Annotated in this window: 15 protein-coding genes; 2 read left to right on the forward strand and 13 right to left on the reverse strand. The window is 65.5% G+C overall.

Annotation, left to right across the window (positions count from 1 at the left end):
• Window positions 1-5 precede the first annotated feature (5 nt).
• From AC6LJW_RS06095 to AC6LJW_RS06155, 13 genes are all read right to left on the reverse strand, one after another.
• Entirely contained in the window at window positions 6-1277 is a 1272-nt protein-coding gene (locus AC6LJW_RS06095; protein ID WP_498086773.1) for a glycosyltransferase WbuB, read from the reverse strand.
• Window positions 1274-1834 (reverse strand): putative colanic acid biosynthesis acetyltransferase, encoded by a 561-nt coding sequence (locus AC6LJW_RS06100; protein WP_056563330.1) that lies wholly within the window; start codon window positions 1832-1834, stop codon window positions 1274-1276. Before AC6LJW_RS06100 ends, AC6LJW_RS06095 begins: the two co-directional genes overlap by 4 nt.
• Window positions 1831-2718 (reverse strand): glycosyltransferase family 2 protein, encoded by an 888-nt coding sequence (locus AC6LJW_RS06105; RefSeq protein WP_056563327.1) that lies wholly within the window; start codon window positions 2716-2718, stop codon window positions 1831-1833. Before AC6LJW_RS06105 ends, AC6LJW_RS06100 begins: the two co-directional genes overlap by 4 nt.
• 13 nt (window positions 2719-2731) lie before the next feature.
• Window positions 2732-3862, reverse strand: coding sequence for a glycosyltransferase (locus tag AC6LJW_RS06110; RefSeq protein WP_056563324.1), 1131 nt, complete (start codon window positions 3860-3862; stop codon window positions 2732-2734).
• Window positions 3855-5150: an O-antigen ligase family protein gene (locus tag AC6LJW_RS06115; protein ID WP_056563321.1), complete on the reverse strand. Its 1296-nt coding sequence runs from the start codon at window positions 5148-5150 to the stop codon at window positions 3855-3857. The genes AC6LJW_RS06110 and AC6LJW_RS06115 overlap by 8 nt, the downstream gene beginning before the upstream one ends.
• Window positions 5151-5177: 27 nt before the next feature.
• Entirely contained in the window at window positions 5178-6095 is a 918-nt protein-coding gene (locus tag AC6LJW_RS06120; RefSeq protein ID WP_235512096.1) for a glycosyltransferase family 2 protein, read from the reverse strand.
• 5 nt (window positions 6096-6100) lie between these two features.
• Window positions 6101-7405: a lipopolysaccharide biosynthesis protein gene (locus AC6LJW_RS06125; RefSeq protein ID WP_234015672.1), complete on the reverse strand. Its 1305-nt coding sequence runs from the start codon at window positions 7403-7405 to the stop codon at window positions 6101-6103.
• 44 nt (window positions 7406-7449) lie between these two features.
• A complete protein-coding gene (locus AC6LJW_RS06130; protein WP_056563313.1) occupies window positions 7450-8403 on the reverse strand; it encodes a GDP-L-fucose synthase family protein in 954 nt (317 codons plus the stop codon).
• A 5-nt stretch (window positions 8404-8408) separates the two neighbouring features.
• Window positions 8409-9518, reverse strand: a complete 1110-nt coding sequence (gmd, locus tag AC6LJW_RS06135) for a GDP-mannose 4,6-dehydratase (RefSeq protein ID WP_056563310.1) — start codon at window positions 9516-9518, stop codon at window positions 8409-8411.
• A gap of 10 nt (window positions 9519-9528) precedes the next feature.
• Complete coding sequence (locus AC6LJW_RS06140) at window positions 9529-9891, reverse strand: VanZ family protein (protein ID WP_056563307.1); 363 nt, start codon at window positions 9889-9891, stop codon at window positions 9529-9531.
• Between the two features lie 205 nt (window positions 9892-10096).
• A complete protein-coding gene (locus AC6LJW_RS06145) occupies window positions 10097-11527 on the reverse strand; it encodes a mannose-1-phosphate guanylyltransferase/mannose-6-phosphate isomerase (RefSeq protein ID WP_056563304.1) in 1431 nt (476 codons plus the stop codon).
• Window positions 11528-11532: 5 nt separating this feature from the next.
• Window positions 11533-11985: a GDP-mannose mannosyl hydrolase gene (locus AC6LJW_RS06150; protein ID WP_056566764.1), complete on the reverse strand. Its 453-nt coding sequence runs from the start codon at window positions 11983-11985 to the stop codon at window positions 11533-11535.
• Window positions 11986-12031: 46 nt separating this feature from the next.
• Window positions 12032-13441, reverse strand: a complete 1410-nt coding sequence (locus AC6LJW_RS06155; RefSeq protein ID WP_056563302.1) for an undecaprenyl-phosphate glucose phosphotransferase — start codon at window positions 13439-13441, stop codon at window positions 12032-12034.
• Window positions 13442-13683: 242 nt separating this feature from the next.
• On the opposite strand from AC6LJW_RS06155, the gene AC6LJW_RS06160 reads away from it, so the two are divergent.
• Entirely contained in the window at window positions 13684-14820 is a 1137-nt protein-coding gene (locus tag AC6LJW_RS06160) for a polysaccharide biosynthesis/export family protein (RefSeq protein WP_056563300.1), read from the forward strand.
• Window positions 14821-14885: 65 nt separating this feature from the next.
• Entirely contained in the window at window positions 14886-17147 is a 2262-nt protein-coding gene (locus tag AC6LJW_RS06165; RefSeq protein ID WP_056563297.1) for a GNVR domain-containing protein, read from the forward strand.
• Window positions 17148-17161: the final 14 nt, after the last annotated feature.

Below are 17161 nucleotides of genomic sequence, written 5' to 3' on the forward strand. Positions count from 1 at the left end.
CCCCCTCAAACATCCCCCTCACTCGCCCGCGTTCCCGCCGGCGTCGCGCGCCCCTTGTTTTTCGCAATCGCCATGAACTCCCGCTCCGCCGCGCCCAGCACCGCATCCACATGCAGGTGCGCCATCGCATACTGCCGGGCGGCGGCGCCCAGGGTTTCGCGGATCTGTGCGTTGTAGCTGAGCTTGCGCACCGCCTCGGCCATCGCCACAGCATCCTCGGGCGGTGTGAGCAGCCCGCAGCGCGATACGACATTGGCAAGCTCCGTGCCGCGCGCCGCGCCGCAGACGACCGGGCGGCCGCTGGCCAGCATGCCGGTCAGTTTGGATGGCATCACCAGGTCGGCGGCACCTGCGCGCTGGGGCAGCAGGTGGATGTCTGCCGTGCCCAAAAGCGCACCCAGCCGTTCCGCCGGCTGCAAATCCAGAAAGATGACGCGCGTCAAACCACGGCATTTTTCCTCGAGCGCCGCGCGTTCGGGTCCCTGGCCACAGAACAGAAACCACAGGCGGTCCTCGCGGTTCAGGCGGCGTGCCACGTCCGCGAGGATCTGCAGGCCCTGCTTGCCGCCCATGTTGCCCGAATACAGCGCAACGATGGCGTTGTCCGGGATGCCGAGCTGCGCACGGTAATCGCCGCCTTCGGCCAGCGGCGTGATGGCATTGACGTCGATCCAGTTGGGTAGCAGCACCGCGCGGGCCGGGTCGATACCCTTGGAAAGCGCCAGATCCAGCATGCGGTTTGAAATCGTGGACACACGGTCAAACCTGCGCATCAGCCAGCGTTCGGCGCGCTTGACCATCGATCGCAGGGCGCCGCCCTTGAGCAGCCCCAGTTCGAACGCCGCGTCGACCTCGAAGTCCTGGATGTGCAGCCAGGCGCGCGCGCCGGTCAGGCGCGCTGTCAGCCAAGCGGCCGGCGCGCAGAAGAGGGCGGGTTCGACGACCAGGATGATGTCCGGCCGCCGCATCGCTGCGCGCAGCAGCGACGGCAGGCTGGACAGCGCGAAGCTGGCCAGGTGCACCAGCCGCTTGGCGCCGCCTGGTCTTTCGGGCACCCACAAGGGCGCGCGCCGCACCGTTACGCCGCGGCGCGTTTCCTTGGTGTAGCGTGTGCCGCGGTAGCCCTCGTGCACCTGCCATTGCGGGTAGTAGGGCGGGGCGGTGACCACGCTGACTTCGTGTCCGCGAGCGGCCAGCCATTCGGCCAGTTCGGCGGTGTATTTGCCGGTGCCGGTCAGTTCGGGCGCGTAGTTGATGCCATAGATGAGTATTTTCATGTTGGCGTGGCGGTGCGGGGCCGGATGGGGCGGCACGGGTTGCCGTGGCAGACCATCGCGGCCGGCATGTTGCGGAACACCGAGCTGCGTGCGCCGATCACCGCCTCGCGCGCGATCGTTACGCCCGGTCCGACAAACACGTCCGTGGCCACCCACGCGCCGTCTTCGACGCGCACGGCGCGTTCGCGTAGCGGGAAGTCGGGCCGGCCGGCGTCGTGGTCTGCCGCGCACAGGTAGCTGCGCTGGGACACCACGGCGTGCGCGCCGATGTGGATGGGTCCCAGGCTGTAGATCACCGCGTCGTCGCCGATCCAGGCGTAATCGCCGATCTCCACCTTCCAGGGATAGGTGACCGTGGCCGTGGGCCGGATCAGCACCTTGTGGCCCACGCGCGCGCCAAAGCAGCGCAGCAGCCAGCGGCGAAAGCCGTAGGCCACCTGCGGCGACCAGCGGAACAGCGTGCCTTGCACCATCCACCACAACTGCACGGTCAGCGCAGAACGCCCGCGCTGACCCGGCGCCAGCGCGAACTGGTCCAGGCGTTGCAATGTGCTCATTTGGCCGCTCCCGCAACGGCATCGCGCCGGGACGCGGCCTCGGTGGCCTCGCGCGCCTTCAGGATTTCCTCGGTCTTGATGCGGATCTGCCAGTAGTACATGGCGCGCGCGACGGCATAGTCATAGCCCGCCTTGCCGTCCAGGAAGCCCAGCTTGAAGACGTAGGAATGCAGGAACGAGATGGGCGCCTTGAACGGCATGGCCTGGAAAATGCGCTTGAGCAGCGCGCGGCCGCCCACGTTGGCTTCGCGTGGGTCGTTCATCAGGCCCTTGGTGCGCAGGTTCGCTTCCCAGTCCGAATAGCGGTTGTGCTTGTCGAAGTAGTGATAGAGCGAGTCGTGGTCGTTGTGCACCATGCGCTGGCGCAGCGCGAATGTCTCGCCCTCGACCTGCGGCTGGTAGTGGCCTTCGACCTCCCACATGTTGGCGACGTCCAGGTCGTCGTAGTCCAGGAAGCGGGAGCGGTCGCGCGCCAGCAGCGCCAGCTTGTAGACGCGGTGGCCGTGCTCGAGCTTCTTGCCGCAGAACACGTAGTCGAACGGCACGAACGCGCCGCCCGCGCCTGCCGCAAAGCGTGGCAGCACGTCGCGGATTTCGGCCGCGAGGCCCGGCGTCATCTCTTCGTCGGCATCGACGTACAGGACGACAGGGTGGGTGAAGGGCAGTTGCTCCAGGCACCACTGCTTTTTCTTGGGATACTTGCCGTCCCACTGGAAATTCGAGACGCGCGCGCCCATCGCCGTGGCGATCGAGCAGGTGGCGTCCGTGCTGTTGGAGTCCACGACAAAGACTTCGTCGAACTCCACCAGCCCCTTCAGGCACTTCGCGATGTTGCGTTCCTCGTTCTTCGTCATCACCACGACGGATACCGGTATCTTCTGCATGATGCTGTCCTGTTCAGGGCGTTCCGCGCTGCATGAGCGGGCGGAAGAGATCGATGACGTTGCGGCAGTGCCGCTCAAGGGAAAAGGCGTCCGCGCGCTCGGGGCCCTGGGCCGCCAGCTTCTCGCGCATCTCGCCGTCGTAGGCCAGGCGCCGCACGGCATCGGCCAGCGCCGCCGCGTCGCCCACCGGCACCAGCAGCCCGTAGCGGCCCGCGTCCAGAATCTCGGCGGGGCCGTGCGGGCAGTCCGTGGAGATTACGGGAACGCCCAGGCACAGGGCCTCGACCAGCACGTTGCCAAAGCTCTCCCGCACGGACGTGAGCGCGAAGGCGCCAGCGCCGGCGATAACCGGAAAGGGATTGTCGATGTGACCTGCCAGCGTGACCTGCGTGCGCGACGGCCTGTCGTCGATGCGCTTTTGCAGGGCGGCGTGCTCGGAGCCTTCGCCCAGGATCGTGAACGCGATGCGCGGATCGTCGAGCAGCGCGGCGGCATCTATCAGCGTGGCGTAGTCCTTGACCGCCTCCAGGCGGCCCACGGCAACCACGTGGTAGGGCGACTCGCCGTCGTCGGCCGGCTTGGGCTGCGCGCCTTGGCGGCGCACGTTGTCCAGCGGCACGCCGTTGTAGATGGTGTGGACCTTGCCGCGCAGCGGCGGAAACATGCTGACCAGGTCTTCCTTCACGCCGCGCGACACGCCCACCACGGCATCGTGCCGCCGGTAGGTCTGGCTGACCAGCCAGCACTTCAGACGCCGCATTTTTGAGGCGCCGTAGTGGATGGCCGGGCTGCTGTGTTCGAACGCCACCGTGCGGAAGTTGCCGCGCAGGATCTTTCTGGCCAGCACGACCAGCATGTTGCACAAGAGGCCATGCGAGCAGACGATGGCGGGCTTTTCGCGGCGGATGTGCTGCAGCAGCTTGAAGAACGCCACGGGCAGCGCGAGCCGCAGCTTGGTTGGGGACTCGATGATGGGAAATGCGCGGGTGACCTTGGGATTGGCGATGGGGTACTCGCGATTGCGCGAGCGCAGCAGGAACAGGGAGGAGTCCACCCCCTGTTCCGGCAACGCATCCACAATGAAGGCGACGCATCTTCCGACGCCGCCATGCAAGTCCGGTGCGACAAACAAGACATCAGGCATGGGGTATTACTCGCGTGGGTGGCGTCCGGCGCACGATGTCCGGACGGGGGCTGTGAACGGGCGGTTCGTTGCGGGGCACGGGCATGATCTGTGCATTGCGGATCAGAGACAGGCAATAGCACAGCAGAAAGCCGGTAAACGCGGTCTTGGGCGCATAGGCCAGGCCACCGGACATCGAGTCGATGAAGATATAGATGGGCGCGGTGGCGAGCAGATATCGCCGGTGCATCTCCAGCCCGGGATGGGCATAGCGCCGAAAGAGCGAGAACAGCAGGATCAACAAGGGCGGCAGCATGATCATGGTCGTGCCGACCACCCCGAACTTCATCAAGTAGAAGGCCCAGGAGTTGTGCGCGAACGTGCTCAGTTCAAAGCCGTTCTCGCCCATCACCCAGCTGCGAAAGCCCGCACCCTTGCCAAAGACGGGGCTTTCGGCAAAGAACTGCATCTGGCCTTCCATTTCCTGCACCCGCGCGCCGTAGCTGGAGTCTTCGTCCAGGCGCTCGACGCTGAAGATGCGATCGGTAAGCACGTCCAGATAGCCAATGCTGGCGAAGATCAGCACGCCGGCCACGGCCGCCGGCGCGAAGATCATCACGGCGCGGCGGCGGATGTCGGCGCTGCCGGCCAGCAGCACGGCGATGATGACGGAGATCGCCAACTGCAGGTACTGGCTGCGGTTCAGCGAGAACACCAGCGCCATCACCATGAACAGGATCAGCGCGTAGGCCTTGGGACCCGATACGTTCAGCGTGCGGCGGAAGTACAGCAGCGACACCACGCCCATCGGGATCGCCCACACGCCCAGGCGCACGTTGCGCAGGGGGTTGGCCACGCTGAAGCCGGCTGCCTGTTCCACCAGCATCAGCGCGGCGACCGCCAGGCTCGCCGCCACGATGTACTTTTGCAGGATCGCGTAGGCGTGCGGACTGTCGATGTCCTTGTAGCAAAGGAAGGGCGTGCACAAAAAGTAGAAGACGATGCGCAAGTCGCGCGCGACGTCGCCGGTCTCGATGCCCGGGTGGTGAACGGACACCAGCAGCAGGTAGATCACCGAGATCGCCTGGATGCCGAGCAGCATGCCCAGCGCGCCGCGCGGCAACGCGTACGCGCGCGGGTCGGCCAGCCTGAGCGCCTTGACCCCCAGCATGGCCACGAACAGCAGATCGAAGGGCGACAGTTTGAAGCTGCCCACGCCCACGACGAACCTGTCGTCGTTCAGCGCCAGCGCGGTGAAGACGAACAGGCCCAGGAGGTGCAGGGTGGAAAGTCGGCGGCGCGTGGTCATTGCAGTTCCGTATCAGTGAGGGCCGGCCTAGTGCGCGGCCCAGTCGTCGCGTCCGAAGATCTTGGTGGTCAGCTTTTCCAACAGATAGGTCAGATCGCCTTGCCGGGCGTGCGCGGCCACCTTCGAGGCGCGGCAGGACAGTTCGAACAGCTTTCCGAGTCCCGGCTCGGTGCGCCGGATGCGGCTGACGATCTGTTCGCGCTCTTCCAGCAGCACGTCCTGCATCAGCGCCGTCTTGGTCTCGTCGTGGGCGGTGTACACGCCCAGCGCATCGGGCACGATCAGGTTCTTGCCCTCGCGCAGCAGCCGGCTCCACAGCTCCAGATCCATGCAATAGCGCATGCTTTCCTGCAGCAGGCCGTACTTGCGCAGCAGGTCGCGGCGGAAGATCGCGGATTGGTTCGGGATCGAGGCCTTCACCACCGTCAGCGTGCCGCGGTTGACGGGCGTGTAGTGGATCTTGCGGAAGATGCGGTTGTCGGCATCGGCCACGAACAGGTTGCCGCTGACGATCGGCGCGCGTCCGCGTGCCGCCGCCGTGCCCAGCTTGCGCAGCGCGCCCGGGAAATACAGGTCGTCCGAGTTCTGCCAGCCGACGTAGTCGCCCGTGGCGCGTTCGAAGCCCTTGTTGATCGCGTGCGACTGGCCCCGGTCCGGCGTGCTTTCCCAGTACGACAGATAGCGCTCGTACTTTTTGATGATGTCCACGCTGCCATCGGTGGAGCCGCCGTCGATGATGATGTACTCCAGCCGCGGATACCCCTGGTTCAGCACGGACAGGATGGTGCGCTCCAGGAACTTGGCCTGGTTGAACGAGGGAGTCACGATCGTCACCTTGGGCAGCAGGCCGCTGGCGATGGGCGCCGGCGGACGGAGCTCGCGGACGAAGTCGATGAGCTGGCGTGAATACTCGTTATGGCGCTTGCGCATGTAGGACCTCAGCATGTTGGTTATCGGGTGGCCGCAGGCATGGCGCCCGGAAACTCGGGGCGGGATTGACGGATGGCGAGGGCCACGCCGGCCAGCGTGATCGCCGCGTAGGCCATGCGGCCCCAGGCTGCGGCGTGTTCCCCCGCCACGTGAACCAGTCCCGCCATGACGCCCAGCATTGCCAGTCCGCCCAGTCCGTTCAGGATCGCGACGGCCCGGGAATTGCCGAGCCCCAGGAGGGAGAAGTGCGCCGCGGCGTTCAGGGACAGCAGACCCGACGCGACGATCAGCAACTGGAATGTGCCCAGATGGCCGCTGGCGACGTTGTCGCCCAGCAGGACGTTCAGCAGCGGGCGGCTGACCGCCAGAACCGCCAGGGTGGCGCCGGCCGACAGCGCCAGGTTCCACAGCATCATGCGGCGGATCTCGCGTTCGGCGGCCCCCGGGTAGGGCGGCGACACCGACAGGCGCGTCACGCGCGGCATCGCTTTCTGGAAGATGGCGACGGACGCCGTGTGGATGATCTGGCCCACTTGCACGCCCACGGTGTAGATCGCCAGCGCCGCCGGCCCCATGAGGCTGCCGACCAGCACCCGGTCGACCGAGCCGAAGGCCAGCGCGCTCAGGCTGTTCAGCCACGACCAGCGCGAGAACCGGAAGGCGGCCATCATGGCGCCGCGATCGCGCACGGGCCGCACGATGTAACGGTCATAGGCGCGCGAGAAAACGCGCATCTTCACGCTGCCCGCGATCAAGAGGCCCAGCGCCTGCGCCAGCCCCGTCCACGTGGGCGAAGCGGTGTACCAGGCGGCCGCGCAGGCCAGCGCCATCGTGCCGGTGCGGCTGAAGACCTCGCACAGCGCGGTGGCGCGAAAGTCCTCCCGGCCTTTCAGGCAGCCGGAAAAGAGCTGGTCATACTGCTGCGTGAGGTAGATGGCGAGCGCCGGCATGGCCAGCATCGTCACCGCCACGCCGCCAAACGTGGCTTCTGGCCAGCCCAACCCCACCACGCCCCACAACAGCACCGCCGCCAGGGTCACGACGGCCAGCGCACAGCCGATCAGCGACATGCTGACGCCCGCCGCGCGGTAAGCGCCGCCCGGTGCGTGCGCGCTCTCGGAGACCAGCTTGGTCGCGGTCACGGCCGCGCCCAGGTTGGCCGCGTTGCCGAATCCGGCCAGCGCGATGATCATCGAATACTGGCCGAAGCCGACCGTGCCGAGCTGGCGAAAGAGGATCGGCAGCGCCACCAGCGCCGCGACGGGACCGATGCCGTACTCCACCAGCCCCCAGAAGGAGGCATTGCCGGCGATGTGTTTCTTCACGAATCCAAGCATCGGTAACCCTGTCTGTCATGCTGGCGCGGCCGTCAGGCCACCGGCAGCGCCTGTTGCGTGCGCTCGCGCAGGAAATGGCCATAGGCCAGCGTGATGCCGTGCGTCAGAGAGATCTCCGGCCGCCACCCCAGCGCCTGCACGCGCGACGAGTCCATCAGCTTGCGCGGCGTGCCGTCGGGCTTGGACGTGTCGTAGACGATCTTGCCCTCGTAGCCGATCACGCGCGCCACCAGCCGCGCCAGGTCCGCAATCGAGATGTCCTGGCCGGCGCCGATGTTGTAGATGCCTTCGGCGTCCGGATGCTCCATCAGCATGACGCTGGCCTGCGCCAGGTCGTCCACGTACAGGAATTCGCGCAGCGGCGACCCGGTGCCCCAGATCGTCACGCTTTCAGCGTTGGCCTCGCGGCCTTCGTGGAACTTGCGGATCAGGGCCGGCAGCACGTGGCTGCTGTGCAGGTCGTAGTTGTCGTGCGGGCCGTACAGGTTGGTGGGCATGGCGCAGATGAAGCGCGCGCCGTGCTCCCGCTGATAGGCTTCGCACAGCTTCAGGCCGGCGATCTTGGCGATGGCGTAGGGTTCGTTGGTGGCTTCCAGCGGACCGGTCAGCAGCGCGTCCTCGCGGATGGGCTGCGGGGCCTCGCGGGGGTAGATGCATGACGAACCCAGGAACAGCAGCTTGCGCACCCCCGCCGCATACGCCGCGCGGATCACGTTGCACTGGATCATCAGGTTCTTGTACAGAAAGTCCACCGGATGCGTCTGGTTGGCCAGGATGCCGCCCACCTTGGCGGCGGCCAGGTACACCACATCGACCGGCGTGGTCGAAAAGAAGCGGTGCACCTGGTTCTGGTTTTCCAGGTCCAGTTCCGCGCGGCTGCGGGTCAGCACGTGCTCGTAGCCGCGCCTGTGCAGTTCGCGGGTGATCGCCGCGCCCACCATCCCGCGGTGGCCGGCGACGAACACGCGTTGGTCCAGGTTCGTCATGTCGGCTACTCCTTGTAGGCGTAGATTTCGTAGCCGTTCTGTTCGACCAGCGCATCGCGCCGCGCGTCCTTCAGGTCGCTTTCGACCATTTCCTTGACGAGCTGCGCGAACGTGGTGCGGGGCGACCAGCCGAGCTTCTCGCGGGCCTTGGTGGGGTCGCCCAGCAGGGTTTCCACTTCGGTCGGACGGAAGTAGCGCGGATCGACGCGGACGATGACCTGGCCGGCCTTGACGTCGTGCACCGGCGAGAACAGCACGGTGGCCGTCTCTTCAAGGCCTTCGCCTTCCCATGCCAGCAGGATGCCCAGCTCGCGCGCCGCCGTGTTGATGAACTCGCGCACGCTGTATTGCATGCCGGTCGCGATGACGTAGTCCTCGGGCGTGTCCTGCTGCAGCATCAGCCACTGCATTTCGACGTAGTCGCGGGCGTGTCCCCAGTCGCGCAGGGCGGACAGGTTGCCCAGGTACAGGCATTCCTGCAGACCCAGCACGATGCGCGCCAGGCCGCGGGTGATCTTGCGCGTCACGAACGTTTCGCCGCGCTTGGGCGATTCGTGGTTGAACAGGATGCCATTGCAGGCGTACATGCCGTAGGCTTCGCGGTAGTTCACGCTGATCCAGTAGGCGTAGAGCTTGGCGGCGGCGTAGGGGCTGCGCGGGTAGAAGGGGGTCGTTTCCTTCTGCGGCGTTTCCTGCACCAGGCCGTACAGCTCGGACGTCGACGCCTGATAGAAGCGCGTCTTGTTTTCCAGCTTCAAGATGCGGATGGCTTCCAAGAGGCGCAGCGTGCCCAGGCCGTCGGCATTGGCGGTGTATTCCGGCTCCTCGAACGAGACGCCCACGTGGCTTTGCGCGGCCAGGTTGTAGATCTCGTCGGGCTGCACCGACTGGACGATGCGGATGAGGCTGCACGAGTCCGTCATGTCGCCGTGGTGCAGCACGAAATTGCGGGGCTGGTCGTGCGGATCCTGGTACAGATGGTCGATCCGCGCGGTATTGAACAGCGAAGCGCGCCGCTTGATGCCGTGGACCTCATAGCCCTTGGCCAGCAGAAGCTCCGCCAGATAGGCCCCGTCTTGGCCAGTTACGCCGGTAATCAGTGCCCGTTTTGGCATGGTTGTGTCCTTAAGACTTAGTGACTGCACGAAAGGAGCCGATGGCTGCGTTACCAATGTGCAAAGAGATTACTGTTGCACCAGCCGCTGAGATATCGGCCAAAAGGTCTAAGAGATCCGCCTGTCGGTAGGGGAAAAAGGACTGGATTGATTCATCCACCGCACCGAGGGCGGTAGCCGCCAGCATGGCAACCAGCGCGGGGCGCCGGTTCACCGACAGGTAGATCAGCGCGGTCAGGAGGGCGTAGGCGGCCAGGTGCAGCCGCTTGTCGCCAAAGGCATCGGACATGTCCGCCGCCAGCCCTGGCATGTTGCCCACCGTGACCAGCACGGCAAAAAAGAGCGCCGCCGCGGGCAGGCAGATTCTTGCCATGCCCGGGCGCCAGAAAGGAACCCGATCCGGAGAGGGATCTTCGCCGCCGGGCCGCCCCAAGGCGAAGACGGCCCCCTTGGGGGGCAGCAAGCGCGCGGAGCGTGTGCGGCGTGGGGGCTTGTCTTCGCCGCCGGGCCGCCCCAAGGCGAAGACGGCCCCCTTGGGGGGCAGCAAGCACGCGGAGCGTGTGCGGCGTGGGGGCTCCCTAAACACGGCCGTAGATGTCCTGGAAACGGACGATGTCGTCTTCGCCGAGATAGGCGCCGGATTGCACCTCGATGATCTCCAGCGGAATCTTCCCGGGGTTTTCCAGGCTGTGGATCTCGCCCAGCGGGATGTAGGTCGACTGGTTCTCGGTCAACAGGTACTGCTTGTCCCCGTTGTAGATCCGCGCCGTGCCCGACACCACGATCCAGTGCTCGGCGCGGTGGTGGTGCATCTGTGAGGACAACCGCGCGCCCGGTTTCACGGTAATGCGCTTGACCTGGTAACGCGGCCCCTGGCCGACGGAGTCGTACGACCCCCACGGCCGCTGGACCTCGCGGTGGTGGTTCAGTTCGCTGCGGTGCTGCGACTTGAAGACCTCGACCAGGCGCTTGACGTCCTGCGAGCGCGATTTGTGCGCCACCAGGACGGCGTCGGCCGTCTCGATGACGACGATGTCGTCCAGGCCCACCGAGGCGACCAGCCGGCTGGTCGAATGGATGAGGCAGTTGCGCGAGTCCTCCACCATGACGTCGCCCGTCGTGGAGTTGCCTTCCACGGACTTCTGGGCGATGCCCCAGACGGCGTCCCACGCGCCGACGTCGCTCCATGAGGCGGCCAGCGGGATGACCACCGCGCTGTCGGTGCGCTCCATGATGGCGTAGTCCATCGAATCGCTGGGGCATGCCTCGAACGCCGGGCCGTCCAGATGGAAGAGCCCGTTGTCGCCGTGCCCCGTCGCCACGGCCGACTGCGCCTGCGCGAGGATCTTGGGCGCCAGCCGACCCAGTTCGGCCAGGAAGACCGACGCCTGGAAGGCGAACATGCCACTGTTCCAGTAGTAGCCGCCGTCGTCGATGAAGCGTTGGGCGACCTCGGGCGAAGGCTTTTCCACGAACCGGCGCACGCGGCGCGCGGGCGCCATGGCGCCCGGCTCATCCGCCTGGATGTAGCCGTAGCCGCTGAGCGGCGCGGTCGGCTTGATGCCGAACGTCACCAGCGCGCCCTGGCGGGCCGCGTCGTACGCCTGGGCGAATGCGGTGCTGAGCAGTTCGCCGTCCTCCAGCACGTGGTCTGACGGCATGATGAGCATGATGGGATCTTCGCCATCCTGCATTGCCCGCAGCGTGGCGGCGGCGATGGCCGGCGCCGTGTTGCGCGCAAACGGTTCCAGGATGACCTCGACGTCCTTGATGCCCAGCTCCTCGGCCTGTTCCGCCGCGATGTAGCGATGCGCCTCGTTGCAGACGAGGATGGGCCGCTCCTGGGCGCCCGCCGAGTTCAGCCGGCGCAGGGTGTTCTGCAGGAGGCTGCGGTCATCGGTCAAACGGATGAACTGCTTCGGCAGCAGTTCGCGCGACAGCGGCCACAGGCGCGAGCCTGAACCGCCGCAAAGAATCACTGCCCGGTACGGGGGACGGGGGGTGGTCATGGCTCTCACTCCTTGAAGTAGGCCTGGGTGTACGGATGCACGCCGGGATCGGCGGCGATCACTTCCCGCGGCAGCCAGCGGTAGCCGCTGTGCTGGGCCAGGGGAAGGCTTGCGGTATCCAGAGAAAGCTCGGCCTCATACGCGAGGACGACGTAGTGGGTGGAGCGTCCCGCCTCACCCGCGAAATTGGTGCCATAGAAGTGCTCGTACACGCCGCGCGGCGTCCACTCCAGATCGGGCAGCGACAGGCCCAGCTCGTCGTGGACGATGCGGTGCAGCGCGTGGCGCAGGGACTCGTTCTTGCGGATCCGGCCGCCGGGCACGAACCAAGCGCCCTGGGCGGGGGGATTGGCGCGCAGGCCGGTCAGGTAGTTGCCGGCGCCGTCGCGCAGCAAGAGGTCGATCGACACCAGGGGCAGCATCTCCACCGCCTGGCGGAAGTCCGATCGGGCGAGCATGCCGCGACGCGGTGCCGGCGCTTCGCGCACGGGCCATCCCAACGGTTCAGTAGACATTGCGGCCCGTCCAACCCGATACCGCGGTGCGCGCAATGATCAGCAGGTCCATCCTGAACGTCCAATGCTGGATGTAGTAGATGTCGTGTTCGACGCGGTCGCTCATCTTGCGCAGCGTGTCGGTCTGGCCGCGAAAACCATTGACCTGCGCCCAGCCGGTGATGCCGGGCTTGACGCGGTGGCGCATCATGTAGCGCTGCACCAGGTCCTTGTACATCTCGTTGTGCTCCAGCGCGTGCGGGCGCGGGCCCACCACCGACATGTCGCCCATCAGCACGTTCAGGAATTGCGGCAGCTCGTCCAGGCTGGTGCGCCGCAAGAAACCCCCAATGCGCGTGACACGGTTGTCGTTGCGTGTGGCCTGCGTGACCACGCCCTGTTCCTGGTGCACGGTCATGGTGCGGAACTTGTAGACATGGAACACCTTGCCGTCCACGCCCAGCCGGGGCTGCGTGAAGAACACGGGGCCGCGCGACGTCAGCTTGATCAGCGCGGCGACGGTCAGCATCACGGGCGCCAATCCGATCAGCGCGCACAACGCGAAGCTGCGGTCGAAGGCTTCCTTTGCCCAGCCGCGCACGCCGGCCGCGGGCAGGCTGTTCAACTGGATTGCGGGCAGTCCCAGAAATTCGCCGATGCGATGGCCCAGAAGCTGGATCGACATCACATCGGGAATCCAGCGGATGTCCACCAGGTCGTTGCGCAGGTGATAGAGCACCTCGCGCAGCTCCTGGCCGGCTTCCATCGGCAGCACGATCCAGATCTCCCGGACCTTGTTTTCGCGCACGAAGTCGGTCAGGTTGTCCAGATCGTGCAGACGGCGGACCTGCGGCGGCAGGATCTCATGCGGTTCGGCGTAGATCCCCAATATCTGATAGCCGGCCTCACGGTACTTTTCCACGCGGCGCCACATGTCGTGACCCAGTGCGCCAAAGCCCACGAGCAGCACCCGCTTCTTGTCCATGCCGCGATCGCGCGCCGCGCCCAGCACCGCATAGACCGCGATGCGCACGCCGGCCAGCGCCAGCGCCGCCATGCCGAACCAGGTTGCAGCCCATAAGCGGGATATCGCGCCGGTCTGGTGCATGAGAAAACTGACGAAGATGCCCAACGCGAACACGGTGGCCCACGCAGCCAGGCTGCGCACCACCAGATCGGTGAGCAGGCGTCCCCGCCACGACACATACAGGCGGAAGGCCGGGAAGACGGCGATCACGCCCAGGCCGCACAGATAGATCAGGAACAAATGAATCTGCGGAGGATCCGTGAAAGCATCTTCCGAGAATTTCAAGCCGGTGGCAGTCAGGCCGCAGGTGATGACGATCGCGGCGTCGAGCAAGCGATACAGATAACTTGCCCCGCTGAACCTTGCCGACGTGTCCGTTTGGGACGGGTCCATCGCGCACTCCTGTTCGGGTGGGAGCGCCTTGCGGCAAGCAAAAACTGTGCAGTGCCGCAAAGCATGTGGCTACCGACAAAATCTTATTGAGTGCGCAACTCACCCGAAACCTCCAAACGATGTAGGAGAAGGCTTAGGGCATCCGTCGAATGTGCGGGCCTAGGAAAAGAGTGTGGAATGTCGCAACCCGTTACGCATCGGGCTCCTTTCCAGGCAACGAAGTCATTCACAGTGGATTCGCCATGACTACATTTTTCGGAACGTTGAGCCGAGCCATAGCCGCTATCGCGCTCGTGTCCTCGCTGGGCGCTTGCGCCTTATCTCCCGGTATGACGTTCAGCGCCAACCAACTCGCGGATCCGCTGGACCCGAACTCGAAGGCCGTCATCAAACAGATCACGCCGTCCCTCGTTCTTGAAGAACAGCGCGCGCGTGAAGCGCTGCTCGACAACGAAGGCATTGGCCACCTCGTCGGCAAGCCGGGCCCCTACCTCATCGGGCCGGGAGACATCCTCTCCATCGTCGTGTGGGATCACCCCGAGCTCGTCCTTCCGACGCAAACCTACGCCATCGGATCTGGGGCAACGGAATTAGCTATTGGGGATACCGCCTCGGGCATTCCGGGCTATACGGTCTCATCCACTGGATATATCCAGTTTCCGTATACGGGACTGCTGAAAGTGGCGGGGTTGACTGAACTGCAGGCGCGCAATCTCATAGTCAATAGTTCGGGCAAGTACATACAGGACCCGCAGATCACCGTACGCGTTCTGGGATTCCGCAGCAAGCGCATCTTCGTCGATGGCGAGGTGACGACGCCGGGCACGGTTGCGATCAACGATGTGCCCATGACCCTGTTGGAAGCGCTCAACAGGGCCGGAGGCATCTTACCGACCGGAGACCGCAGCTCGGTCTATGTGATCCGCGATGGAAAACGTACTCGCGTGAACCTTCCCGCGCTGATCGAGCGCGGCCAGGACCTGAATCAAGTCATGCTCAAGGCAGGGGACATCGTGAGAGTCACGCCGCGCGACGATAGCAAGGTGTTCGTGATGGGTGAAGTGTTCATCCCCGGCGCTTCCGTCATGCGTGATGGACGCTTGTCGCTGACCGAGGCATTGGGCCTCGCAGGCGGGCCCAACCAGACCACCGCCGATACCTCGCAGATTTTCGTCGTGCGCGCCACGGAGGAGGCAAAGCCCTTGGTGTATCACCTGAACGCCGCATCGCCGCAGGCGCTGGCGGTAGGCGCCAAGTTTGAATTGCAACCCAAGGATGTCGTGTTCGTGGATTCGGCCGGTCTGGTGCGGTGGAACCGCTTCATCAGCAACCTCTTCCCGAGCGCGCAAACCGTACAGACCGTCAGGTCCATCGATTAGTCCGCCTCAAAACCCCGCCTTTGGGGGCGCCGCATCCGCAGCGGCGCCCTCTCCTGGAGAGCTGCATGTCGTTGCCCATCGAATCGTTCGAGCCGTCAGTCCCGGCCCGTCAGCAGGAAACACCGTTGTCGTCTCACGTGGACGCCATTTTTTCCAACCGCTGGATGATCATTGCGATCACCATGTTCGCGTTTCTCGGCGCGCTGGCCTATGTGATGGTGACGCCGTCGGTCTATTCGGCTGACATCATCGTCCAGGTCGAGGAGGAGCTTCCGAACGGCCAGGCCCGCAGCCTGCTGGGCGATGTCTCATCGATGTTCGACACCAAGGCGGAAGCGTCGGGCGAAATGGAAGTGCTGCGCTCGCGCATGGTCGTCGGCCCGGCCGTCGACAAGTTCCTGCTGTACATCCACGCCAAGCCGCGCTATTTCCCCGTCGTGGGCGAATGGCTGGCGCAGCGCTACGAAAGCCTGCCGTATCCGACCAGCTTGCCGCGCGGGGGCTATGCGTGGGGCGGCGAGACCATTGCGATCTCGCAACTGGACGTGCCCAACGAGTGGCTGGGCAAGCCGTTCCGGCTGACCACGCTGGGCGAGGGGCGCTACACGCTCAGCGACAAGCTGACGGGGGCAACCTTCACGGGCACGGTGGGCAAGCCCGAACGCTTCCTGTTGCCGGGCGGCGGCGCCATGGATGTGCACGTCGACGCGCTGTCGGGCCGTCCCGGCACCGAGTTCACGGTGTCGCGCAGCTCGCGTCTGGCGGCCATTGAAAACGTGCAGTCGCGCATGGGCATCTTTGAACGCGGCCGCGCCTCGGGCGTGATCGGCGTCACGCTGGAAGGCAACGATCCGGCGCTGACCACCGCGGTGCTGAACCAGATCGGCCAGGAGTACGTGCAGCAGAACGTGAACCGCAAATCTGCGCAGGCCGAGAAGTCGCTGGTGTTCCTGGAGCAGCAGCTGCCGCAGCTGAAGTCCGAGCTGGACGCCGCTGAAACCAAGTACAACCAGTTGCGCAACAAGCGCGGCACAATCGACCTGAGCGAAGAAGCCAAGCTGATCCTCGCGCAGTCGGTCGATGCGCAGACCCGCGTGATGGAACTGCGCCAGAAGCGCCAGGAGCTGATCACGCGCTTTGCGCCGACGCACCCGAGCATCGTTGGCATCGACCGCCAGATCGCATCGCTGACGGGCGACGTCAACCGCCTGGGCAACAACATCAGGCAGCTTCCGGATCTGGAGCAGGACGTGGTGCGCCTGGTGCGCGACGTGCGCGTCAACACCGAGCTCTACACGGCGCTCTTGAACAACACGCAGCAGCTCAAGCTGATCCGCGCCGGCAAGGTGGGCAACGTGCGCATCCTGGATGCGGCCGTGCAGCCCGACAAGCCCGTGCGTCCGAAGGGCGCGATCATCATCGGCGTGGCCACTGCGATCGGCCTGATCTTCGCCATGCTGTGCGCGTTCGTGCGCAACGCCCTGTTTGGCGGCCTGTCCGAGCCGGAAGATGTCGAGCGCCATACCGGCCTGCCGGTGTTGGCCGCCATTCCGTACAGCGACGTGCAGGACAAGCTGTGGCGCCGCAGCCGGCGCAAGAACGCCACCGTGCCGGCGCTGCTGGCCCAGAGCCAGGGCAACTCGCCACCCATCGAAAGCCTGCGGTCCTTCCGCAACGTGCTGCAGGCGTCGCTGCGCCAGTCCGCCAACAACATGGTCATGTTCACCGGTCCGGTGGCGGGCGTGGGCAAGTCCTTCCTGTCGGCAAACTTCGCCTTCATCCAGGGCGGCGTGGGCAAACGCGTGCTGCTGATCGATGCCGACTTCCGCAAGGGCCAGCTCAACCGCTATTTCGGCGTGCCGAAGGAAGACGGCCTGTTCGAAGTGCTGACCGGCACGATCCCGCTCAGCCGCGTCAGGAAGCACAGCGTGTCCGAAGGCGTGGACTTCATCGCCACGGGCGCCGTCACCTTCGACCCGTCGGAACTGCTGGCGTCGCCTGTGTTCGGCGAGACGCTGCGCGAACTGGCCACGCAGTACGACATGGTGATCCTGGACACGGCGCCCGTGCTGTCGTCGCCGGATGCGGCCGTGGTCGGCACGCATGCGGCGGCGGTCATGGTGGTGGTGCGGTCCGGCATGAACACGGTGGGCGAGATCCGCGAAACCGCTAAGCGCCTGATCCAGGCGGGTGCGCCGGTCGATGGCGTGGTCTTCAACGGTCTCAAGCTTCTGCCGGAACGCTTCGGCTTCCGGTCCAAGTACGGTGGTTATCGCTACTCCCGTGCGGCGTACTACGGTGATTTCAAACAGAACGGTCCCAAGTGAACGCCACACGGAGA

Source organism: Achromobacter sp. 1012554356 (genome assembly GCF_059760815.1).

Excerpts from the sequence above, each read along its gene's own strand:
- AC6LJW_RS06095 (WP_498086773.1), bottom strand. The coding sequence starts at position 1,277 with ATGAAAATACTCATCTATGGCATCAACTACGCGCCCGAACTGACCGGC.
- AC6LJW_RS06100 (WP_056563330.1), bottom strand. The coding sequence starts at position 1,834 with ATGAGCACATTGCAACGCCTGGACCAGTTCGCGCTGGCGCCGGGTCAG.
- AC6LJW_RS06105 (WP_056563327.1), bottom strand. The coding sequence starts at position 2,718 with ATGCAGAAGATACCGGTATCCGTCGTGGTGATGACGAAGAACGAGGAA.
- AC6LJW_RS06110 (WP_056563324.1), bottom strand. The coding sequence starts at position 3,862 with ATGCCTGATGTCTTGTTTGTCGCACCGGACTTGCATGGCGGCGTCGGA.
- AC6LJW_RS06115 (WP_056563321.1), bottom strand. The coding sequence starts at position 5,150 with ATGACCACGCGCCGCCGACTTTCCACCCTGCACCTCCTGGGCCTGTTC.
- AC6LJW_RS06120 (WP_235512096.1), bottom strand. The coding sequence starts at position 6,095 with ATGCTGAGGTCCTACATGCGCAAGCGCCATAACGAGTATTCACGCCAG.
- AC6LJW_RS06130 (WP_056563313.1), bottom strand. The coding sequence starts at position 8,403 with ATGACGAACCTGGACCAACGCGTGTTCGTCGCCGGCCACCGCGGGATG.
- gmd (WP_056563310.1), bottom strand. The coding sequence starts at position 9,518 with ATGCCAAAACGGGCACTGATTACCGGCGTAACTGGCCAAGACGGGGCC.
- AC6LJW_RS06140 (WP_056563307.1), bottom strand. The coding sequence starts at position 9,891 with ATGGCAAGAATCTGCCTGCCCGCGGCGGCGCTCTTTTTTGCCGTGCTG.
- AC6LJW_RS06145 (WP_056563304.1), bottom strand. The coding sequence starts at position 11,527 with ATGACCACCCCCCGTCCCCCGTACCGGGCAGTGATTCTTTGCGGCGGT.
- AC6LJW_RS06150 (WP_056566764.1), bottom strand. The coding sequence starts at position 11,985 with ATGCTCGCCCGATCGGACTTCCGCCAGGCGGTGGAGATGCTGCCCCTG.
- AC6LJW_RS06155 (WP_056563302.1), bottom strand. The coding sequence starts at position 13,441 with ATGGACCCGTCCCAAACGGACACGTCGGCAAGGTTCAGCGGGGCAAGT.
- AC6LJW_RS06160 (WP_056563300.1), top strand. The coding sequence starts at position 13,684 with ATGACTACATTTTTCGGAACGTTGAGCCGAGCCATAGCCGCTATCGCG.
- AC6LJW_RS06165 (WP_056563297.1), top strand. The coding sequence starts at position 14,886 with ATGTCGTTGCCCATCGAATCGTTCGAGCCGTCAGTCCCGGCCCGTCAG.